Below are 20549 nucleotides of genomic sequence, written 5' to 3'. Positions count from 1 at the left end.
CTGGACCTTGCTGAGACGCTCGGCTGGCTTCGGAGCCGACCCAACTGGGCTCCCGCCTTGGGACGGCTCGCACGGTACGCCCGCCAGCGCCGCTGCTACATCGATGGGCACGCGTGTTGAGGCAGGGGTTCAGCGGCGTGAGCTTCGCGGTGATCGCTCACCGGTTCGTCTGTGGGGTGTCGGCGGAGCAGGCGTTTGAGCAGCCCGACGCGCATCCGCAGCCCGTCTCACCGCGACGACCGGGAGAGCGCAGTCGTCGCACTGTTCGCCGCGTCGGGCTTCGACGCCTTGACGGACGGCGACGGCGTACAGGTGTGCGCGGATCAGAACAGATCCGCGCAGGTGACCGGGTCTCATTGCGTCCTACGGCGTGACAGGCCGCTCATCTGCAAGTGATTCACTTGATGGGTGAGCAACCTGCGAGATCTCATCGTCCGTTGGCAGCGCGGCTGGGGCGCGGCTCGTGCGCTGCCCGCCGCCGAGGACGTGGGCGGCGCGTTGCGGGTCCGGTGCATGCAGCCCGGCCGCGACATCGAGTACGTCGCGCTCGATGCCGGCGAGGACCCGGCCTCGCTCACCACGCTGGCCGAGCTGGTCGCCGGCGAGGATGCCGTTACCTGGCTGACCGTGCCCACCACCGACCCGGCCAAGGCGTCCTCGGCGCTGACCGCCGCCGGCCTGATCGTGCTCAAGCACTCGGAACTGCTGATGACAGCCGATCTTCGCGGGCATCCGCAGAACATGCTCGTGGCACCGTACCGGCTCCTGACCCAGATCGAATCGAATGGCGGTGACAGCGCGGTCACGGTCAGGGCACGGCACGAGTCGGGAGAGATCGGTGCGCGCGGGACGATGGGACTGGCCGGTACGGATGCGGTCGCAGACCGGATCGAAACCATACCGGCTCATCGGCGCAAGGGCCTGGCCAGCGCGGTCATGGGTGCACTAGCCCGGTCCGCGATCGAAGAAGGCGCCGAACAGGGCATTCTTATCGCCAGCGAGGACGGTCAGCGCCTGTACTTGACGCTCGGCTGGCAGCCGGTGGCCGATGTGCTGATCGCAACGACGCCCGGCCACGCGTACCCGTCCTGAGCGGCGCAGATGGCCGCGACGGCGGCCGGGGGACGTTTTCGGCGGTGCTGGGTTCGACAAGGCCGTCTCCCATGCCGAACTTCACCGAACAGGCCGACTTCTCGCAGGGGGTCCTCACCGGCGACGAGCCGGACGATGGGGGCGGTCAGGGTAGCCTGTCGGCCGGATATGTTCCGGGAAACGGCGAGGTGATCATGCTGGTGCGGCGTGTCGGGGCGCGACTCGCGGTGGTCGCCGGACTTTCGGCCGGTCTGCTCGGGCTCGGTACGGCTCCAGCGTTGGCCGCCGATGACAGGGTGAAGGTCAGCGTTTCCAGCAGCATTGTCGCTGGGTCCTCCGCAGGTGCGGCGAACGTCTCGATGAGCCGCCGGGAGGACGGATGTGTGGACGTCCGGATCGGGCTGTCGATCAAACTGTCGGGCCTCGAGGCGGACCAGGTGCGAGTGGCCATCGCGGTGGACGGGGACTGGCAGCTGGTGGGGGTCTCCGGTGGTGGGGATGGCCTGGTCGCGGTCACGCCGACGGCCCCGGCCAAACCTCGGCTCTGCAAGGGTAAGAGCGCCTCGCTCCGGTTCCGGCTGGCTTTCCTGCCGGGGGCACCGGCGGGGCGCGCGACCGTCGTGGCGGAGGCGTACGACGAGGACGGGAGCGTGCTCGGCCGCGATTCCGACACCACCAAGGTGGTCTCGACGGCGACGAGCAGCCCGACCCGTACGCCGAGTGCGTCGCCCACTTCCACACCGCCGCCGGTCGAGTCGCCGGACGCCGGGTCACCCGACGCCGAGGCGCCGACGACGCAACCGGCACTGGCCAGCGCGTCGAAGGAGGATGACGGTGGCTCCTTCGGGGTGGGCGCCGTCGTGATGATCCTGGGCGTGGCCATGGTCGGGATCGGGGTCGCCCTACTGGTGGTGCTGCTGCGCCGACGTGGTCGGGAGGCGAGCGCGACGGATCCGACGGCTCCGTCGGGCGTATATGCGTCGGGCGTATACCGGTCCGGCAGTCAACCAGCCGGCGGCAGCCACCCAGCCGGGCCGAACTATCCGCCCCCGCCCGGGCCGAACTATCCGCCCCCGCCTGGTCAGGGCTACCCGCCCCCGCCTGGTCAGGGCTACCCGCCGCCGGCCGGGGGCGGCGACTCGACCGTGATCATGCCGAGGATGCCGCGCTGAACGATGGCGGGCCATCCGCCTTGGCCGAGCGACGGGCGGCGGCTCCGATACGCTCAGGCCGTTGACCGAGATGCGGCTGAGGAGCGAGACCGGTGTCTGACTTGTCCCTGATTGTCAAGGCATACGACGTCCGTGGGACCGTCCCGGAGCAGTGGGACGAGCGGACCGCCGAGGCGCTGGGGGCGGCGTTCGCGCAGTTGCTGACCAGCTCGGCCGACGGCCGGGACACGGTGTTGATTACCCACGACATGCGGGATTCGTCCCCAGGGCTCGCCGCCGCGTTCGCCGCCGGGGTACGGACCGAGGGCATGTCGGTCATCGAAACCGGCCTCGGCTCCACGGACATGCTCTACTACGCCTCCGGGGCGCTCGACCTGCCCGGCGCGATGTTCACCGCCAGCCACAACCCTGCCCAGTACAACGGCATCAAGATGTGCCGGGCCGGGGCTCGCCCGATCGGTCAGGACAGTGGTCTGGCGGAGCTGCGCGACCGCGCCCAGGCGCTGCTCGACAAGTCGGACCCGGCGGAGAAGCCGGACGCGTCGGACCGTACGGAGTCGGTGGGTGAGGCGCGGTCATCGGCCGAGCGCCGGGACCTGCTGCCTGACTACGCCGCCCACCTGCGAGCCCTGGTCGACCTCTCGACGATCCGGCCGCTGAAGGTGGTCGTCGACGCCGGCAACGGAATGGGTGGTTACACGGTCCCGGCGGTGCTCGGCGACGCCGTACTGCCGGCCCTGCCGTTGACCATCGTGCCGCTCTACTTCGAGCTGGACGGTTCCTTCCCCAACCACGAGGCCAACCCGCTCGACCCGGCCAACCTGGTCGACCTTCAGGCAGCGGTCCGGGAACACGGTGCCGACCTGGGGCTCGCCTTCGACGGCGACGCCGACCGGTGCTTCGTGATCGACGAGCGCGGCGAGGCGGTCTCCCCGTCGGCGATCACCGCCCTGGTCGCGGCCCGCGAGTTGGCCAAGCACCCCGGGTCCACGATCATCCACAACCTGATCACCTCCAGCGCCGTACCGGAGATCGTCCGGGAGCACGGTGGTGAGCCGGTACGCAGCCGGGTCGGTCACTCGTTCATCAAGGCGGAGATGGCCCGTACCAACGCCGTATTCGGCGGTGAACACTCCGCGCACTACTACTTCCGGGACTTCTGGTTCGCCGACACCGGCATGCTCGCCGCGATGCACGTCCTGGCCGCGCTCGGCGAGCAGGCCCGGCCCCTGTCCGAACTGGCCCACGAGTACGAGCGGTACGTCGCCTCCGGCGAGATCAACTCCACGGTCGCCGACCAGTCGGCCAAGCTGGCCGAGGTTGAGCAGGCGTACCCCGACGCGCAGACCGACGAACTGGACGGCCTGACCATCCGCTTCGCCGACGGGGCCTGGATCAACCTGCGGCCCTCGAACACCGAGCCGTTGCTGCGGCTCAACGTCGAGGCACCGACCGGGCAGCGGATGGTGGCGCTGCGCGACGAGGTGCTCGGCATCGTTCGCCGATAAGATCCCCTGCGCCGGTGGCCACCGCGGACCCGGCCAGCATTCCGCCCGACGTGGAAGGAGCCGACCGTGGCCCTGGATCCGCAGTTGCTCGAAATCCTCGCCTGCCCAGACACACACCACGCACCACTCGACTACGACCCGGCGGCGCAGACCCTGACCTGCACCGAGTGCGGTCGCATCTTCGAGGTACGCGACGATGTGCCGGTGCTGCTGCTGGACGAGGCGCGCGGCGGTCCCGCGCAGGAGGCGTAGTGATGGAAGGTACCGCCGGTATCCGTGGGCAGCGCGTCGCCGACGAGGCGCTGCTGGACCACCCGGATGCCCTGATCGAAAACGATCCGGGCGGCATGCTGCGGTTCACCGCCTCGGCCGGCGCGCAGGTGCGCGAGGCGGCTGCTCTGGCGGCGGAGGCCAACCTCTCGGTCCTCGCCGACGAGGGCCGCCCCCGGGCGGTGGTGATCGCCGGCATCGGCACCGCCGGTCGTACCGGTGACGTGCTCGCCACGGTCGCCGGCCCGCGCTGCCCGGTGCCGGTCATCCCGCACCGCAGCGCCGGGGTGCCCGGTTGGGTGGGCGCGGCCGACGTGGTGATCGCCATCAGCGCCTCGGGCCGGGGGCCGGAGGCACTCGGCGCGGCCGAGGCCGCCGCCCGGCGGGGTGCCCGGCTGGTCGCCATCGGCGCGCCGGACTCGAAGCTCCAGTCGGTCGCCGAAGGCGTACGGGCACCGTTCATCCCGGTGCCCCGGCGCGCCCCCGCCCGAGCCAGCCTCTGGGCGTTGACCGTTCCGGTGCTGCTCGCCGCCCGTACCCTCGGTCTGGTCAAGGTCAACGAGGCGGACCTGGCAGAGACCGCGGCCCGGCTCGACGCGGACGCCGACCGCTGCCGCCCGACCGCCGAGTCGTTCGTCAATCCGGCGAAGTCGCTGGCGCTGGGGCTGGCCGGCTCGATCCCGATCGTCTGGGGTTCGTCACCGTTGGCCACCGTCGCCGCCCGCCGGTTCGGCGACACCCTGTCGGCCAACGCCCGCTACCCGGTGGTGGGCGGGGCGCTCGGCGAGGCCGGTCGGGGCCGGGTGGGCCTGCTCGACGGCGTCTTCGGCGGGCTGGCCGAGTCGACCCGGGACATCTTCGCCGACCCGGAGGAGGAGACCGGGGAAGCCACCCGGCTGCGGGTGGTGCTGCTGCGCGACGGCGGCCTCAACGCCGACGACGACACCGACGAGCCACTCGCGGTGGAGGAGCGCCGGGCCGACGCGGTGCAGACCCTCGCCGAGCGGCGCGGGGTGCGCTGCGACGTGGTCACCGCCGAGGGCGGTTCGGCGCTGGAACGTCTCGCCTCGCTGATCGCCGTACCCGACTTCGCGTCGATCTACCTGGCCCTGGCCCACGGGCTCGACCCGATGGCCGTACCGGCCGTAACCGAGATGAAGGAGCTGTCGAACCCGTGAGCGAGCGTAGCGAGCGCACCGTGGAACCCGGATCGGTGAACCCGGTCGCTGTGCGGTGTGAGGGAGTGGCGGCGTGAGCGCCGGCGGGGGCACCAAGGCGATCGTCGCCGCGCTGGCGGCCAACCTGGGTATCGCGGTCACCAAGTTCATCGCGTTCGCCCTGACCGCCTCCTCGTCGATGCTCGCCGAGGCGATCCACTCGGTGGCGGACTCCGGCAACCAGGCGTTGCTGCTGGTCGGTGGGCGCCGGGCCAGGCGCGCGGCGACCCCCCAGCACCCCTTCGGGTACGGGCGGGAGCGCTACATCTACGCGTTCATCGTCTCGATCGTGCTGTTCAGCGTCGGTGGCCTGTTCGCCCTCTACGAGGCGTACCACAAGTTCGAGGATCCGCACGGCATCACCAGCTGGCACTGGGTGCCGGTGGTGGTGTTGGTGCTGGCGATCGTCATGGAGTCGTTCTCCTTCCGTACCGCGATCAAGGAGTCGAACGCGATCCGGGGCAACGCCACCTGGGCGCAGTTCGTCCGCCGGGCCAAGGCTCCGGAGCTGCCGGTGGTGCTGCTGGAGGATCTCGGTGCCCTGGTCGGTCTGGTCTTCGCCCTGTTCGGCGTGTCGATGACGCTGATCACGGGCAGCGGCTACTGGGACGCCGCCGGCACCGCCATGATCGGTGTCCTGCTGGTCGCCATCGCCGTCGTGCTGGCGCTGGAGACGAAGAGCCTGCTGCTCGGTGAGGGTGCCGGCCCAGAGGAGGTACGCCGGATCGAGCAGGCGATCACCGAGGGTCCGGAGGTCAGCCGGATCATCCACATGAAGACGCTCCACCTGGGACCGGAGGAACTGCTCGTCGCGGTCAAGGTCGCGGTCGAGCCGTACGAGCGGGCCGACGACCTGGCCCGGGACATCGACGCCGTCGAGGCACGGATCCGCACCGCCGTGCCCATCGCCCGGATGATCTACCTGGAGCCGGACATCTACCACGCCCGGGCCGGCGCTTCGGCCGGAGGCTGACATGGAGCCGATGAGCGGTCCGATCCGGGACTACGCCTGGGGTTCCCGGTCAGCCATCGCCGAGTTGCAGGGCCGACCGGTGCCCAGCCCCGGACCGGAGGCGGAACTCTGGCTGGGTGCCCACCCCGCCGCCTCGGCGACGGTGGAGCGGGACGCCGTGCCGGTCAGCCTGGCCGAACTGCTCGCCGCAGAGCCCCGTCGGTGGCTCGGTGACGACGTGGTCGGCCGGTTCGGCGCGCGGCTGCCCTTCCTGCTGAAGGTGCTGGCGGCGGAGACACCGCTGTCGCTTCAGGCACACCCGAACGCCGAGCAGGCCAGGGCCGGGTACGCCGCCGAGCAGGCCCGGTCCGAGACGGCCAGCGCGCCGGCGACGGTACGACGCAACTATGTCGATCCGTACCACAAGCCCGAGATGCTGGTGGCCCTGTCGCCGTTCGAGGCGCTGTGCGGGTTCCGCGATCCGAAGGTGTCGGCGGACGTCCTCGCCGCCTTCGAGGTAGCCGATCTCGACCCGGTGGTGGCTGCGCTGCGTACCGGTCCGGCCGGGCTCGCCGCCGCCGTACAGCAGTTGTTGACCTGGCCGGCGGGGGACCAGGCCGGGCTGCTGGCGGCGGTCCTGACGGCGGAGGTGACCCAGGACTTCGCCGCGCCGGCGGCGTTGGCGCGGCGGCTGGCCGACCGCTATCCCGGGGATCCCGGGGTGCTGGTCGCCCTCCTGCTGAACCATGTCACCCTCGCCCCCGGCGAGGCGATCTGGATGCCGGCCGGCAACCTGCACGCCTATCTGCACGGTGCCGGGGTGGAACTCATGGCCGCGAGCGACAACGTGTTGCGGGGCGGCCTCACCCCCAAACCGGTGGACGTCCCGGAACTGCTGCGGGTGCTGCGGTTCGAGGTGCTCGACGATCCCGTGCTCACCCCGGTCGAGGTGGCTCCGGGGGTGGTCACCTGGCCACTGCCGGTCGACGACTTCGTCCTGCACGTCGTACGTCTCGACGCCGCCACGCCGCGCGTGGAGTTGGCCCTGCCCGGCCCTCGGGTGGTGTGGTGCCGCAGTGGTCGGATCGAGGCCCGGGATGGCACCGGCGCGACCGTTGTCGAGCCGGGCCGGGCGGCGTTCGGGGCGGCGGACGATGCCCCGTTGACCCTGGCCGGTGTCGGTGAGGCATTTGTCGCCTCGGTCGGCACGGCCACCAGGTGATCCGAGGGCAGACAGTCGGCGCGAGGCTGGCAGCAGCCAACGTGACCTCCGTCCGGAGGGCGAATCCGGCATCTGGGGCAAAAGTGGCCTGGCGGGCGAAACTCGCAGATCGGATTTTTCCGAATTGCTTGACTAGTCCCTGATGGATGGTCAAGCTGTAATCACGCGGCGTTACCGCGACGGTGGGAGATCTCTCATCGCTCGTGGTTCCGCGCGGGGGAACCAAACCGGGGGGATGCGCGGGGCGGGCGGATACTGGACGGGAAACCGTTCACGACCGACCGCCCCGCGCGCTGCGCGCCGAACCGCGCCGGTAACTACTGGGAAGGTAGCCCGAGCCGTGTCGGTAACCGACGCGCGTCAGACCGATCCCGTGTGCCTTCTGCTGACCGTGTGCTGGCCGAGCGTAAGGTGGAGGGTCGCGCAGCAGACCCGTACGACAGGAGCTTTCATGACCAGCACCCTTCCGGCGCCCTCCGGTGGCGCGTCGACCGAGCCCCGACCGCGCACCCTCGCCGAGGGCGACTTCAAGGTGGCGGATCTGTCGCTGGCCGCGTTCGGGCGCAAGGAAATCGAGCTGGCCGAGCACGAGATGCCCGGTCTGATGGCGATCCGCCGGGAATTCGCGCAGGCGCAGCCGCTGCGGGGGGCGCGAATCACCGGCTCGTTGCACATGACGATCCAGACCGCCGTGCTCATCGAGACACTCGTCGCGCTCGGTGCCGAGGTGCGGTGGGCGTCCTGCAACATCTTCTCCACTCAGGACCACGCCGCCGCAGCCATCGCGGTGGGCCCCGAGGGCACCCCCGAGGCGCCGGCCGGTGTCCCGGTCTACGCCTGGAAGGGTGAAACCCTCCAGGAATACTGGTGGTGCACCGAGCAGGCGTTGACCTGGCCGGACGGGCAGGGCCCGAACATGATCCTGGACGACGGTGGCGACGCCACGCTGCTCGTACACCGGGGCGCGCAGTTCGAGGGGGCCGGGGCGGTGCCGCCGGTGGAGAGCGCGGACTCCGAGGAGTACGCGGTGATCCTGGAAGTGCTGCACCGGTCGCTGGCCGAGGACGACCGGCGGTGGACCCGGATCGCGGCGGGCATCAAGGGCGTCACCGAGGAGACCACCACCGGGGTGCACCGGCTGTACGAGATGCAGCGGGAAGGCACCCTGCTCTTCCCGGCGATCAACGTCAACGACGCGGTGACCAAGAGCAAGTTCGACAACAAGTACGGCTGCCGTCACTCGCTCATCGACGGCATCAACCGCGCCACCGACGTGCTCATCGGCGGCAAGGTGGCGGTCGTCCTCGGCTATGGCGACGTCGGCAAGGGCTGCGCCGAGTCGCTGCGCGGCCAGGGGGCCCGGGTCGTGGTGACCGAGGTCGACCCGATCTGCGCGCTGCAGGCGGCAATGGACGGCTACCAGGTGGCCACGCTGGACGACGTGGTGGAGACGGCCGACATCTTCGTCACTGCCACCGGCTGTTTCGATGTCATCACCAACGAGCACATGGCGCGCATGAAGCACCAGGCGATCGTGGGCAACATCGGTCACTTCGACAACGAGATCGACATGGCTGGCCTGGCCAAGCGTACGGACGTCGAGCGGATCAACATCAAGCCGCAGGTCGACCTCTGGAAGTTCGAGGACGGCCACGCCATCATCGTGCTCTCCGAGGGGCGGCTGCTGAACCTGGGCAACGCCACCGGGCACCCGAGCTTCGTGATGTCGAACTCGTTCGCGAACCAGACCATCGCCCAGATCGAGCTGTTCACCAAGACCGACGAATACCCGGTCGGCGTCTACACCCTGCCGAAGCACCTCGACGAGAAGGTAGCCCGGCTGCACCTTGACGCGCTCGGTGCCAAGCTCAGCACCCTGACCAAGGAGCAGGCCGCCTACCTGGGCGTGCAGGTGGAGGGGCCGTTCAAGCCGGACCACTACCGCTACTGAGCAGGACGCTTCGCCCGAACGACCCGTCGGGCGAGCCGTATCGGGCCGGCTGGACTCTCCAGCCGGCCCGGCTGCTTCCCGGTCTTCATCGCGCCCTTGTCTTCATCGCGCCCGGTCGCTGTTGCGCCGGCCCTGCCGCGCCCGTGCCGTGTCCCTGCCGCGCCGTGTCCCTGCCGTGCCGTGTCCCTGTCGCGCCCGGTTGCTGTCGCGCCGTGCCGTGTCCCTGCCGCGCCCGGTTGCTGTCGCGCCCGGTCGCTGTCGCGCCGTGCGGTGCCGGGTCAGTCGATCTTGCCCCTGCCGTGCCGCTCAGCGTTACTGCCTCGGTCGGCGCGACTGCCCCGTACCCAGGTCCAGATGCAGTAACCGAGCCAACCGACGGCTACCGCGGTGGCCAGCGGCCGTAGCCGTAGCGCGTTCAGCAGCATGATCACGGCGAGCACCGTGAGCCAGGGAAGGAAAGCCTTCATCGGGCAATTTCAGCATGACGCCAACGGACCGGGTGCCGGCCCGGGTCCGCGTCGGGCAGCGCTGTCGGCAGGTCGACCCTCGGCCGGTCAGCCGCCGGCCGGTCGACCTCCGGATGGTCAGCCGACGGACCTCCGAATCGGCAAATTGCCGGCACGACCCGGTATGACAAGTCCGGGATTGTCGGGATCTTGGCACGGCTCGAAGCTGGTGACAGGTGGAGCGGTTCCCATGAACCGGATCAGGGATGAAATATTAGGTTCATGAGAGCCCGGGTTCTGGTGGTGGACGACGATCCTGCGCTGGCCGAGATGCTTGGCATCGTCCTGCGTAGTGAGGGTTTCCTGCCCTCCTTCGTGGCGGACGGTGAGCGGGCACTGGCCGCGTTCCGGGAGAGCCGCCCGGACATCGTCCTATTGGACCTCATGCTGCCCGGGATGAGCGGCATCGACGTGGCCAGGGCGATCCGCTCGGAGTCCGGGGTCCCGATCGTGATGCTGACCGCCAAGAGCGACACCGTCGACGTCGTCCTCGGCCTCGAATCGGGAGCCGACGACTACGTCGTCAAGCCGTTCAAGCCGAAGGAACTGGTGGCCCGGATGCGGGCCCGGCTGCGACGTGGCGAAGACGCGGCACCGGAGATGCTGACGATCGGTCCCCCCGGTAACCAGATCAACATCGACGTGCCGGCGCACACCGTCAGCCGGGACGGCGACGAGGTGAAACTGACTCCCCTGGAGTTCGACCTGCTGGTCGCCCTGGCTCGTAAACCGCGTCAGGTCTTCACCCGGGAAGTGCTGCTGGAGCAGGTCTGGGGCTATCGGCACGCCGCCGACACTCGCCTGGTCAACGTGCACGTGCAGCGGCTTCGCGCCAAGATCGAGCCCGATCCGGAGCGGCCGGAGATCATCCTGACGGTCCGTGGGGTGGGCTACAAGGCCGGGACGGGGTAGGTCGGCCGGCGATAGTGCGGCCGCATCTCGGAGCACCGGATAGCCTGGGAGCATTGTGACCCGACGCGTGACCGCCCTTTTCACCCGGCTGCGGGCGTTCTGGCACGCCGTGGTCGCCCGTAGCGCGGCACTCTTCGCCGGGCTACGCCGGACGTGGCGCCGATCGTTGCAGTTGCGCGTCGTCAGCATCACCCTCGTCGCATCGAGCCTGCTGGTCGGCGGCTTCGCCTATCTGGTGGCTGACAACATCACGAACATCCTGTTGGAGAACGCCACCGAGGACGTCAAGGTGCGGCTGGAGAGCGGGCGGGACTACGCCACCAACCAGCTGGACATCCACACCGGGGCCTACGAGTCGAACCTGCAACGCACCTTCGAGCGCACCGTCGACTACCTGGCCGGCGGCGACCCGAAGCAGGTCGGGGGCGCGGTGGTGGCGCTGACCGCCGAGCACCACCCCGGCTCGATCAAGACCGCCACCTCACCCACCGTCGACGTCCGTCCCATGATCAGTCCTGAGCTGCGGCAGGTGGTCGCCAACGGCCAGGTGGCGCACCAGATCCGCACCGGCGATCTCGGCAGCGGTCGGCTCAAGTACCTCGTCTACGGCTCGCCGGTGCCGACCCGCTTCGGGCAGGTGGAGCTCTACTACTTCGTACCGCTCAACCGGCAGGACGAGACCGCCGCCCAGGCACGCTCCACGGTGCTGGCGACCGGTGTCGCTCTTGTCCTGCTGCTCGGCCTGGTCTCCGCACTGGTCACCCGACTGGTGGTGAACCCGGTCCGGGTCGCCGCCCGGACCGCCCAGCGGCTGTCGGCGGGCCTGCTGGACCAGCGGATGGCGGTCACCGGCGAGGACGACCTGGCCCTGCTCGCGGCGTCGTTCAACCAGATGGCGACCAGCCTGCAGAGCCAGATCCTCCGGCTGGAGGAGATGTCCCGCCTGCAACGGCGGTTCACCTCCGACGTCTCCCACGAACTGCGTACGCCGCTGACCACCGTACGGATGGCGGCGGATCTGATCTTCGCCGAGCGCGACGAGTTCGACCCGGCGGTGGCCCGCAGCGCCGAACTGCTTCAGGCCGAGCTGGACCGGTTCGAGAGCCTCCTCACCGACCTGCTGGAGATCAGCCGGTTCGACGCGGGCTTCGCCGTGCTCGACAGCGAGCCGACCGATCTCGTACCGGTGGTGCAGCGGGTGGTGGACCGGCTGGGCTCCGTGGCTGACCGGGCCGGGGTGGCGCTGGAGCTACGGGTGCCGGACGCCCCGGTGATCGCCGAGGTCGACCCCCGCCGGGTGGAGCGGATTCTGCGTAACCTGGTCGGCAATGCTGTCGAGCACGGAGAGGGGCGGCCGGTCGAGGTGACCCTGGGCGCGGACGAGACCGCGGTGGCGGTCACCGTCCGGGACCGAGGGGTGGGCCTCAAGCCGGGCGAGGAGAAACTGGTCTTCAACCGGTTCTGGCGAGCCGATCCGTCCCGGGCAAGGCAGACTGGCGGGACCGGCCTGGGGCTGTCGATCAGTGTGGAGGACGCCCGGCTGCACGGCGGCTGGCTGGAGGCGTGGGGTGCCCCGGGCCAGGGGGCCCAGTTCCGGCTCACCCTGCCGGCCCGGGCCGGCGACCGGCTGACCAGTTCACCGCTGCGGCTGGTGCCGGAGGACGCGGCGGTGACCGGTCCGGGCCCGGTACGGAGACCCGGCGGGGCCCTGGCGATCGGCCCGGCCCCGGTGGTGGGCGAGGACGCCCGAGCGGAGGTGTAGGCAACATGACGCGTCGACTCCTGACGGCGGCGACCGCGGCGACGATGCTCGTCACGGGGGTCGCTGGCTGCGGCATTCCCGACGAGACCGGGGTGCAGGTCTCCGGCCCCGGCCCGGCCCAGAAGTACGGCGCGGTGGACGGGATCGGCAGCCAGCCGCCCGACCGGCTGGACAGTCTCGACGACCCCAAACAGTTCGTGAGCAACTTCCTGGAGGCGGCGGCGGGGGAGACCAGCGGTGCGTACGGCCGGGTCACCGCCTTCATCGCACCGAACCAACGCGGTGCGATGCGGGAGAAGCAGGGCAGTGACGTCGCGATCAACGTGGTGCGGCCGACCGAGGAGACGCCCCGCTCCGAAGAACAGCAGGAGAGCGGCAGCTACCTGGTCACCGTCCGGGTGCAGCAGGTCGGGGTGCTCCGCGCGGACGGCACCCTCGCCCCGCCGGTGGCCACCGAATCGTCGTACACCTTCCGGGTCGGCCGGGACCGATCCGGTGCCAACGAGACGCCCAGTCCGGGGCTGCACCTGCTCGAAGCGCCCCCGGTGTTGTTGATGAGCACCCAGGCGCTGAAGACCTACTACCAGCAGCAGATGATCTATTTCTGGAACGCAGACCGGTCCGCACTGGTGCCGGACATGCGCTACCTGCCGCTGGCCCTACCCCGCCAGGGGCGGGCGAACACCGTGTTGGACTGGCTTACCGGTGGCCCGGCCGACTGGCTGACCGCAGCCGCGCTCCGGCTACCCGAGGGGACGGACTCGATCGGCAACGTGTTGCAGAACGGCGATCGAATCGAGGTCAACCTCTCCACCCTGGCCGGGCCGGACGAGGAGGCCGAGTTGGATCGGCTCGCCATCCAACTCGCCTGGTCGCTACAGGACCTGAGCAACGAGATCGAACTGAAGATCCGTAACCAGAGTCGGAGGATGATCGACGCCTACGCCTACCGCAAGGAGAACAAGGCCTACCACCTGCCCGACAACCCGCAGCGGTTCTGCGTCTACGACGATGCGGTGCATGCGCTGCTGGACCCCGGCACCACCGCCGCGTCGGTGCCCATCGCTGCGGCGAGCAACCGTAATGTGGTCTCCGCGGCCCTGAACCGGGGCGGTGCCGGCGTACTGGCGGCCCTGGTGACCAGGACCGGCGACGACCGGCGGCGGCTGTCGACCGGTACCGGTAGGGACCTGGTGCAGGACTTCGTCCAGGGCGCCGAGACGTACGGCTCGATGAGCCGGCCGGTCTGGCTGAAGGGGACGGACCCCGCGCAGTCGGTCGGCTTGATCGTGGCTGACGGCAAGCTCTACCGCTTCGGTACGGACGCCAAGCTCACCGAGGTCAAGGTGCCCAACGCCCCCTCGGATGTCTCCGCCGTGGGGGTGTCCCTGGACGGGCACCGGATCGCGTTCATCGCCGGCGGCGGCCTGTACGTCGCGGCCCTGACGGTCGACAACGGTGTCGCCACCCCGGGACCGGCCCGACGTCTGGTCACCTCGTTGGCGGACCTCTCCGCGGTGGAGTGGAGCGGGGAGAGTTCCCTCGTCGTCGCCGGGGTCCGGGGCCGGCCGGTGATCTACGAGATCACGGTCGACGGGGCCCTGGAGCTGACCTTCGAGAACGACACCGAGGCGCGGGTGACCCACCTCGCCACCTACCCGGACAACCCGGTGGAGCGGCCCTCCGTCGGCCGGGTCATGTACGAGGCGAACTCGATCGCCCGGGCGGAGCGGTTCTCCGCGTTCGAGCGGATCGGTCCGGACCAGGTCGCCGACCGGAGCACGCCGGCCGTGACCGGGGCGCGCAACCCCACCGCCCCGTTCTTCTTCTTCTGACCGAACCTTCTTCTGATCGAACTTTCTTCTACTGATCGAACCCGGCGCACCGATCGGACGGCGGACCGACATGACCGGAGTCTGGACCGAACTGGTCGACCTGCTCCTGCCGGCGGAGTGCGCCGGTTGTCGGGCCACCCGGACCCCGCTGCGGTACGGCGTCTGTGCTGACTGTGCCGGCGCGCTGGAGGCACTGCGTCCCCGGGCGGTACGCCCCAGCCCGGCCCCAGCCGGCCTGCCCGCCTGCGTGGCCCTCGGCCCGTACGACGGCCAACTGCGGGAGGCGCTGCTGTCGTACAAGGAACGGGGTCGGCACGGGCTGGCCCGGCCATTGGGGCAGTTGCTCGCCGAGGTGGTGGCAGCAACGGTGGGGCACCGTCGGCCGGTCCTGCTGGTGCCGGTGCCGGCCACCGCGCGGGCTGTCCGTACCCGGCAGGGGGACCATCTGCGTCGGCTCGCCCGGCACGCCGCCGCCCGGCTGCGTCGGGCCGCCTGGCCGGTCGAGGTGGCCCGGCCGCTCGTCGCCCTCCCTCGGCCCGACTCGGTAGCTCTGGACAGCGTGGGCCGGAGCGCGGCGGCGGCATCGGCGTTCCGGCTACCACCCGCTCGGGTGCCGGCGCTGCGTCGGTCGGCCACCGGTCGGGTGGTGGTGTTGCTGGACGACATCGTGACCACCGGGTCGACGCTGGCGGCTGTCAACCGGTTGCTGGTCGGGGATGGGATCGCGGTGCACGCGGCGGCGGTACTCGCCGCGACCCAGCGACGGTCTGCCCTGGTCCGGCGCCTACACCCGAGCTGAGGAAATCAGGCGGTGACACGCCCGATGACTCTGCGTATCGTCCGTTTCCCCTGATCGTGGCGGATGTGGGAATCTTCTCGAAAGGTCTTGCCGGGGAGGGGTGACTGGGTAGGAAAGAAGCGTTAGCGTTTGTTTTACCAGGGGTACCAAGGGTGTTCACCCGCCCCCGGCGCCGAAAGGAGGCGTGCCGTCAACAACCGGCCGACGCCGAAGGGAAGACCCGGGGGATCGGCGGCCGGAAAAGGAGTTCAACCCGACCATCCGATCATTTGGAGGTCACCCGTGGATATCGTGGTCAAGGGCCGCAACGTCGAGGTTCCGGATCATTTCCGGCTTCATGTCGCCGACAAGCTTGCGAAGATCGAACGGTACGACCACAAGCTGATTCGTGTTGACATCGAACTGTTTCACGAGCGCAACCCGCGACAGTCCGAGCACTGTCAGCGAGTGGAAATCACCTGTGTCTCCCGAGGGCCAGTCATCCGTGCGGAGTCCTGCGCCAAGGACTTCTACAGCGCGCTGGATGTGGCGATCACGAAGCTGGACACCCGGCTGCGCCGGGCCGCCGATCGCCGCCGAGTGCACCACGGTCGACGCGCACCGGTCTCCGTCGCCGCCGCCACGGCGGACCTGCCGGTGGTAGAAGCCGGTGCCGTCGGCTCGCTGGCCACCCTGGAGGCGCCGCCAGAGCGATCCGAGGAGTCGGCCTATCTTGCCGACACGGATCCGGTCTACGACGAATACGACGACGACCAGCCCTGGCACATCGCCCGGGAAAAGGTGCACCCGGCCGAGCCCATGACCGTCGACGATGCGCTGTTCCAGATGGAACTCGTCGGCCACGACTTCTATCTCTTCCTCGACAAGGAATCCGGGCGGCCGAAGGTCGTCTATCGGCGTAAGGCGTACGACTACGGGATCATCTCCCTCGGGACCTGACCCGAGCGGTACGACCCGACGGGTCAGGCCGATCGGAGGTCCGGTCGGCCTGACCCGTTGGTCATTCCCGCCACCAACGCGAGTACGTGGTCAGTCGCTGTGCTGCCGGTCGGTGGGCTGCTGGTTGCTGTGCTGCCGCTCGCTGTGCTGCCGGTCGGTGGGCAGCATCGCGGCGACCCACGCGTCGACTCGTCGCCCCCGCTGGTTCAGGGCGCTCCGGGCGGTGCCTTCGAACACGAATCCGGCCTTCTCCGCGGCCCGTCGGGAGGCGGTGTTGCCGACGTGGGCCCGCCACTCGATCCGGTCCAGCCCCAATGTCTCGAATCCCCAGTCGCAGAGCGCCACCAGCGCGGCCGGCACGTAGCCTCGGCCGCGTATCCACGGTGCGGCCATGAACCCGACGTCGGCCAGGCCGGGATCGGTCGGTGAGAGCCGCAACGACATCGACCCGGCATAGTTGTCGTCCGGGTCGACGATGGCGAACTCGGCACCGCTGCCCCGGGCCCAGGCGGTCGGGCCGAAGTCCCGGACGAACGACTCCGCCTCGGAGCGCTGGTACGGATCGGGCAGTCTGGTCCAACGCAGGGTTTCCGGGTCACGGCAGGTGGCGACGATCGCGTCAACGTCCCGCTCGGCCAGCGGCCGCAGTTGGATCTTGACGTCTCCGGCGGTGCCGGCCAGCGTCGGCTGGGGCCGACCGAAGACACCGGCCCGGCGGGTTTCGAGCAATCTGGGGCCGGCTGGCCCCGGTGCCGGCGAGTCGGGGTCGGTCGGCTCGGCTGCGCGCGAGTCGAGGCTGGCCGACGCTGGCGTGGGCGGTCCGGTCAGATCACCGGGGAGCAGCGAGCCCACCCAGCCGTCCGGCCCGCCTCGCGGGTGGGGGTCGGCGAGCCGCAGTCTGCCCTCGATCTGGAAGCCGGCCCGCAGTGCCACCAGGCGGGAGGCGTGGTTGCCCACCTCGGCCTGCCAGATGAGCCGTCGGAGGCCGAGCACGTCGAAGGCCCACCGGCTGACCATCCGGGTCGCGCGGACCGCCACCCCACGCCCCCGGGCCCAGGGAGCGGTCCAGTAGCCCACCTCGGCGGAGCGTAGGACCGGGTCGATGGTGACCAGACCACAGGAGGCGAGCAGTTCGCCGGTCTCGACGTCGCAGACGGCGAACGGGGCGGAGGTCTGCTGTGCCCAACCGGCCGGAGCCATGGTGCCCACGAACCCGACGGCGTGTTCCATCAGGTACGGCGCGGGTACGGTCGTCCAGCGCTGGATGTCCGGATCCTGGCAGGCGCGGTACACCGCGTCGGCGTCGTCGGGCCGCCAGGGGCGCAGCAGCAGGCCGTCGGCGCGGAGTTCGGTGGGTTCCATCCGTCGAGTCTTGCGGTTTGTTCGCACTCGGCGTAACCGATTTTCGCCCCGTGGATCGGGGCGAGCGGGGTGGAATGTCGGATTCGATCAACCTGGTCAGCGGCGCGGCTGACGAATGGCCCGATACAGCGCCTACGATGGTTCGGCAGACTGTCTAGGGGAGCGTTGATCCGTGTCGATTCTTGAAAAGTTCCTCCGCGCTGGCGAAGGCCGTATGGTGCGCCGGCTCAAGGCGATCGCCGCTGCCGTCAACTCGATCGAGGACGACTACGTCGACCTCACCGACGAAGAGCTGCGTGGCCTGACCGATCAGTACCGTGAGCGGATCGAGGCCGGCGAGACCCTCGACGACCTGCTGCCGGAGGCCTTCGCCACCGCCCGGGAGGCGGCGCATCGGGTGCTCGGCCAGCGTCCCTACGACGTGCAGGTGATGGGTGCCGCCGCGCTGCACTTCGGCAACATCCCGGAGATGAAGACCGGTGAGGGTAAGACCCTGACCTCGGTCATGGCGGTCTACCTCAACGCGCTCTCCGGCAAGGGCGTACACGTCATCACGGTCAACGACTACCTCGCCGAGCGGGACGCCGCCTGGATGGGGCGGGTGCACGAGTTCCTCGGGCTGAGCGTCGGCGTGGTCCTGCCCAACCGGCCCTCCTCCGAGCACCGGGCCGCCTACGAGTGCGACATCACCTACGGCACCAACAACGAGTTCGGCTTCGACTATCTGCGCGACAACATGGCCTGGTCGAAGGAGGAACTGGTCCAGCGGGGCCACAACTTCGCCGTCGTCGACGAGGTCGACTCGATCCTGATCGACGAGGCCCGGACGCCGCTGATCATCTCCGGCCCGGCCGAGCACTCGGCCCGCTGGTACGGCGAGTTCGCCCGGGTGGTCGCCCGGTTGCAGGCGGGCAAGGACGGCGAGGGCGACTACGAGGTCGACCACGCCAAGCGTACGATCGCGGTGACCGAGCGCGGTGTCGCCAAGGTCGAGGACCGGCTCGGCATCGACAACCTCTACGAGTCGGTGAACACGCCGCTGGTCGGCTATCTCAACAACGCCATCAAGGCCAAGGAACTCTACAAGCGCGACAAGGACTACATCGTCAGCGATGGCGAGGTCCTGATCGTCGACGAGTTCACCGGCCGCATCCTGCACGGCCGTCGCTACAACGAGGGCATGCACCAGGCCATCGAGGCCAAGGAAGGCGTGGAGATCAAGCAGGAGAACCAGACCCTCGCCACCATCACCCTGCAGAACTACTTCCGCCTCTACAACAAGCTCGGCGGCATGACCGGTACCGCGCAGACCGAGGCGGGCGAGTTCAACAAGGTCTACAAGGTCGGTGTCGTGACCATCCCGACCCACCGCCCGATGGTGCGGCTCGACCGGCCGGACGTCATCTACAAGACCGAGAAGGCCAAGTTCAACGCGGTGGTGGAGGACATCGCCGAGCGGCACGAGATCGGCCAGCCGGTGCTGGTCGGCACGGTTTCGGTGGAGAACTCCGAGATCCTGTCGCAACTGCTGCGCCGCCGGGGCATTCCGCACTCGGTCCTGAACGCCAAGTTCCACGCCAAGGAAGCCGAGATCGTGGCGCAGGCGGGCCGTAAGGGTGCGGTCACGGTGGCCACCAACATGGCCGGTCGAGGCACCGACATCCTGCTCGGCGGCAACCCCGAGTTCCTCGCCGCCAACGAGCTGCACCAGCGGGGCCTGGACCCGGTCGAGCACGCCGACGACTACGCGAAGGCGTACGAGGAGATCCTGCCCCGGTGGAAGCAGGAGTGCGACGCGGAGGCCGATGAGGTCGCCGCCGCCGGCGGGCTCTACGTGCTGGGCACCGAGCGGCACGAGTCGCGGCGGATCGACAACCAGCTGCGTGGTCGGTCCGGCCGGCAGGGTGACCCGGGCGAGTCCCGGTTCTACCTCTCGTTGCAGGACGACCTGATGAAGCGGTTCCGGGCCGGTGCGGTCGAGGCCGTGATGGAGCGGTTCAACATCCCGGAGGACGTGCCCATCGAGTCGAAGATGGTCACCCGCCAGATCAAGAGCGCGCAGAGCCAGATCGAGGGCCAGAACGCCGAGATCCGCAAGAACGTCCTCAAGTACGACGAGGTGCTCAACAAGCAGCGCCAGGTGATCTACGCCGAGCGGCTCCGGGTGCTCAACGGAGAAGACCTGCACGACCAGGTACAGAACATGATCGACGACGTGATCACCGCCTACGTGGCCGGGGCGACCTCCGACGGCTACCCCGAGGACTGGGACCTTGAGCAGCTCTGGACCAACCTCAAGCAGCTCTACCCGGTCGGCGTCACCATCGAGGACCTGGAGGAGGAGGCCGGTGGCGAGCGCAACAGCCTGGACGCCGACTTCCTGACCGCCCAGCTCAAGGAGGACGCGCACGCCGCCTACGAGCGGCGCGAGGAGCAGCTCGGTACGGAGGCCCTGCGGCAGCTGGAGCGGATGGTGCTGCTCCAGGTCATCGACCGTAAGTGGCGTGAGCACCTCTACGAGATGGACTACCTCCAGGAGGGCGTCGGGCTGCGGGCCTACGCCCAGCGGGATCCGCTGGTGGAATACCAGCGCGAGGGTTTCGACATGTTCGCCACCATGATGGACGGCATCAAGGAGGAGACGGTCGGCTTCCTCTACAACCTGGACGTCCAGGTCGAGGAGGCGCAGCCGGAGCCGGCCGAGGAGGAGGCCCCGGTCGTGCTCAACCAGCCGCCGGTCGAGATCCGGGCCAAGGGCCTGGGCCGGTCTGCCCAGCCCAGGGGCCTGCAATACTCCGCCCCCACCATCGATGGCGAGGCGGGAGCCGGCGGGGTGACCGTGCAGCAGCCGCAGTCGCAGGCACCGGCTCTGGGGGTGGGCAAGTCGTCGCCCGTACCGCCCGGTGCCCGGCGTCCCGCGTCGAGCCAGGCGAGTAGCGGCAACGGCCCGTCGCGTAACGCACCCTGCCCGTGCGGCTCGGGCCGCAAGTACAAGCGCTGCCACGGCGCGCCGGGCGGGGCCGCCTGACCGGAGACAGCGACCAGGGGAC

The 20549-nt window shown here is 69.8% G+C and carries 15 protein-coding genes and 1 pseudogene; 14 read left to right on the top strand and 2 right to left on the bottom strand.

Going from position 1 to position 20549, the window contains the following annotated elements; genetic code table 11:
- Positions 1–408: 408 nt before the first annotated feature.
- From FHR38_RS08380 to ahcY, 8 genes and pseudogenes are all read left to right on the top strand, one after another.
- On the top strand, positions 409–1092 hold the full coding sequence (locus tag FHR38_RS08380) for a GNAT family N-acetyltransferase (RefSeq protein ID WP_184534136.1): 684 nt from the start codon (positions 409–411) through the stop codon (positions 1090–1092).
- 71 nt (positions 1093–1163) lie between these two features.
- Entirely contained in the window at positions 1164–2264 is a 1101-nt protein-coding gene (locus FHR38_RS08375; protein WP_184534135.1) for a hypothetical protein, read from the top strand.
- 3 nt (positions 2265–2267) lie between these two features.
- A pseudogene (locus FHR38_RS08370) lies at positions 2268–3772 on the top strand (phosphomannomutase/phosphoglucomutase).
- A gap of 66 nt (positions 3773–3838) precedes the next feature.
- Positions 3839–4024, top strand: coding sequence for a Trm112 family protein (locus FHR38_RS08365; RefSeq protein ID WP_184534133.1), 186 nt, complete (start codon positions 3839–3841; stop codon positions 4022–4024).
- Positions 4024–5220 (top strand): SIS domain-containing protein, encoded by a 1197-nt coding sequence (locus FHR38_RS08360; RefSeq protein WP_184534132.1) that lies wholly within the window; start codon positions 4024–4026, stop codon positions 5218–5220. The genes FHR38_RS08365 and FHR38_RS08360 overlap by 1 nt, the downstream gene beginning before the upstream one ends.
- Before the next feature lie 73 nt (positions 5221–5293).
- Positions 5294–6232, top strand: coding sequence for a cation diffusion facilitator family transporter (locus FHR38_RS08355; protein ID WP_184534131.1), 939 nt, complete (start codon positions 5294–5296; stop codon positions 6230–6232).
- Between the two features lies 1 nt (position 6233).
- Positions 6234–7433: a mannose-6-phosphate isomerase, class I gene (gene manA, locus FHR38_RS08350; protein WP_184534130.1), complete on the top strand. Its 1200-nt coding sequence runs from the start codon at positions 6234–6236 to the stop codon at positions 7431–7433.
- A gap of 451 nt (positions 7434–7884) precedes the next feature.
- Entirely contained in the window at positions 7885–9384 is a 1500-nt protein-coding gene (gene ahcY, locus FHR38_RS08345; protein WP_184534129.1) for an adenosylhomocysteinase, read from the top strand.
- A gap of 278 nt (positions 9385–9662) precedes the next feature.
- Here ahcY and FHR38_RS08340 read toward each other — a convergent pair whose 3' ends face one another.
- On the bottom strand, positions 9663–9851 hold the full coding sequence (locus FHR38_RS08340; protein WP_184534128.1) for a hypothetical protein: 189 nt from the start codon (positions 9849–9851) through the stop codon (positions 9663–9665).
- Between the two features lie 261 nt (positions 9852–10112).
- On the opposite strand from FHR38_RS08340, the gene mtrA reads away from it, so the two are divergent.
- The 5 genes from mtrA (at position 10113) to hpf (ending at position 16137) form a co-directional block, all read left to right on the top strand.
- A complete protein-coding gene (mtrA, locus tag FHR38_RS08335; protein ID WP_184534127.1) occupies positions 10113–10802 on the top strand; it encodes an MtrAB system response regulator MtrA in 690 nt (229 codons plus the stop codon).
- Between the two features lie 55 nt (positions 10803–10857).
- The gene (mtrB, locus tag FHR38_RS08330) at positions 10858–12564 is read left to right on the top strand and encodes an MtrAB system histidine kinase MtrB (RefSeq protein ID WP_376771392.1); all 1707 of its coding nucleotides are present in this window, start codon (positions 10858–10860) and stop codon (positions 12562–12564) included.
- Positions 12565–12569: 5 nt separating this feature from the next.
- A complete protein-coding gene (locus tag FHR38_RS08325; protein WP_184534126.1) occupies positions 12570–14399 on the top strand; it encodes an LpqB family beta-propeller domain-containing protein in 1830 nt (609 codons plus the stop codon).
- A gap of 70 nt (positions 14400–14469) precedes the next feature.
- Positions 14470–15198: a ComF family protein gene (locus FHR38_RS08320; RefSeq protein WP_184534125.1), complete on the top strand. Its 729-nt coding sequence runs from the start codon at positions 14470–14472 to the stop codon at positions 15196–15198.
- A gap of 282 nt (positions 15199–15480) precedes the next feature.
- Positions 15481–16137, top strand: coding sequence for a ribosome hibernation-promoting factor, HPF/YfiA family (gene hpf / locus FHR38_RS08315; RefSeq protein ID WP_184534124.1), 657 nt, complete (start codon positions 15481–15483; stop codon positions 16135–16137).
- 90 nt (positions 16138–16227) lie between these two features.
- On the opposite strand, the gene FHR38_RS08310 is transcribed toward hpf, so the two are convergent.
- Complete coding sequence (locus tag FHR38_RS08310; protein WP_184534123.1) at positions 16228–17499, bottom strand: GNAT family N-acetyltransferase; 1272 nt, start codon at positions 17497–17499, stop codon at positions 16228–16230.
- Positions 17500–17671: 172 nt separating this feature from the next.
- On the opposite strand from FHR38_RS08310, the gene secA reads away from it, so the two are divergent.
- On the top strand, positions 17672–20527 hold the full coding sequence (gene secA / locus FHR38_RS08305; protein WP_184534122.1) for a preprotein translocase subunit SecA: 2856 nt from the start codon (positions 17672–17674) through the stop codon (positions 20525–20527).
- Positions 20528–20549 lie beyond the last annotated feature (22 nt).

The organism is Micromonospora polyrhachis (assembly GCF_014203835.1).
Taxonomy (GTDB): domain Bacteria; phylum Actinomycetota; class Actinomycetes; order Mycobacteriales; family Micromonosporaceae; genus Micromonospora_H; species Micromonospora_H polyrhachis.
The sequence above is the reverse complement of the archived record's forward strand: the minus strand, read 5'-3'. Positions and strand labels throughout refer to the sequence as shown.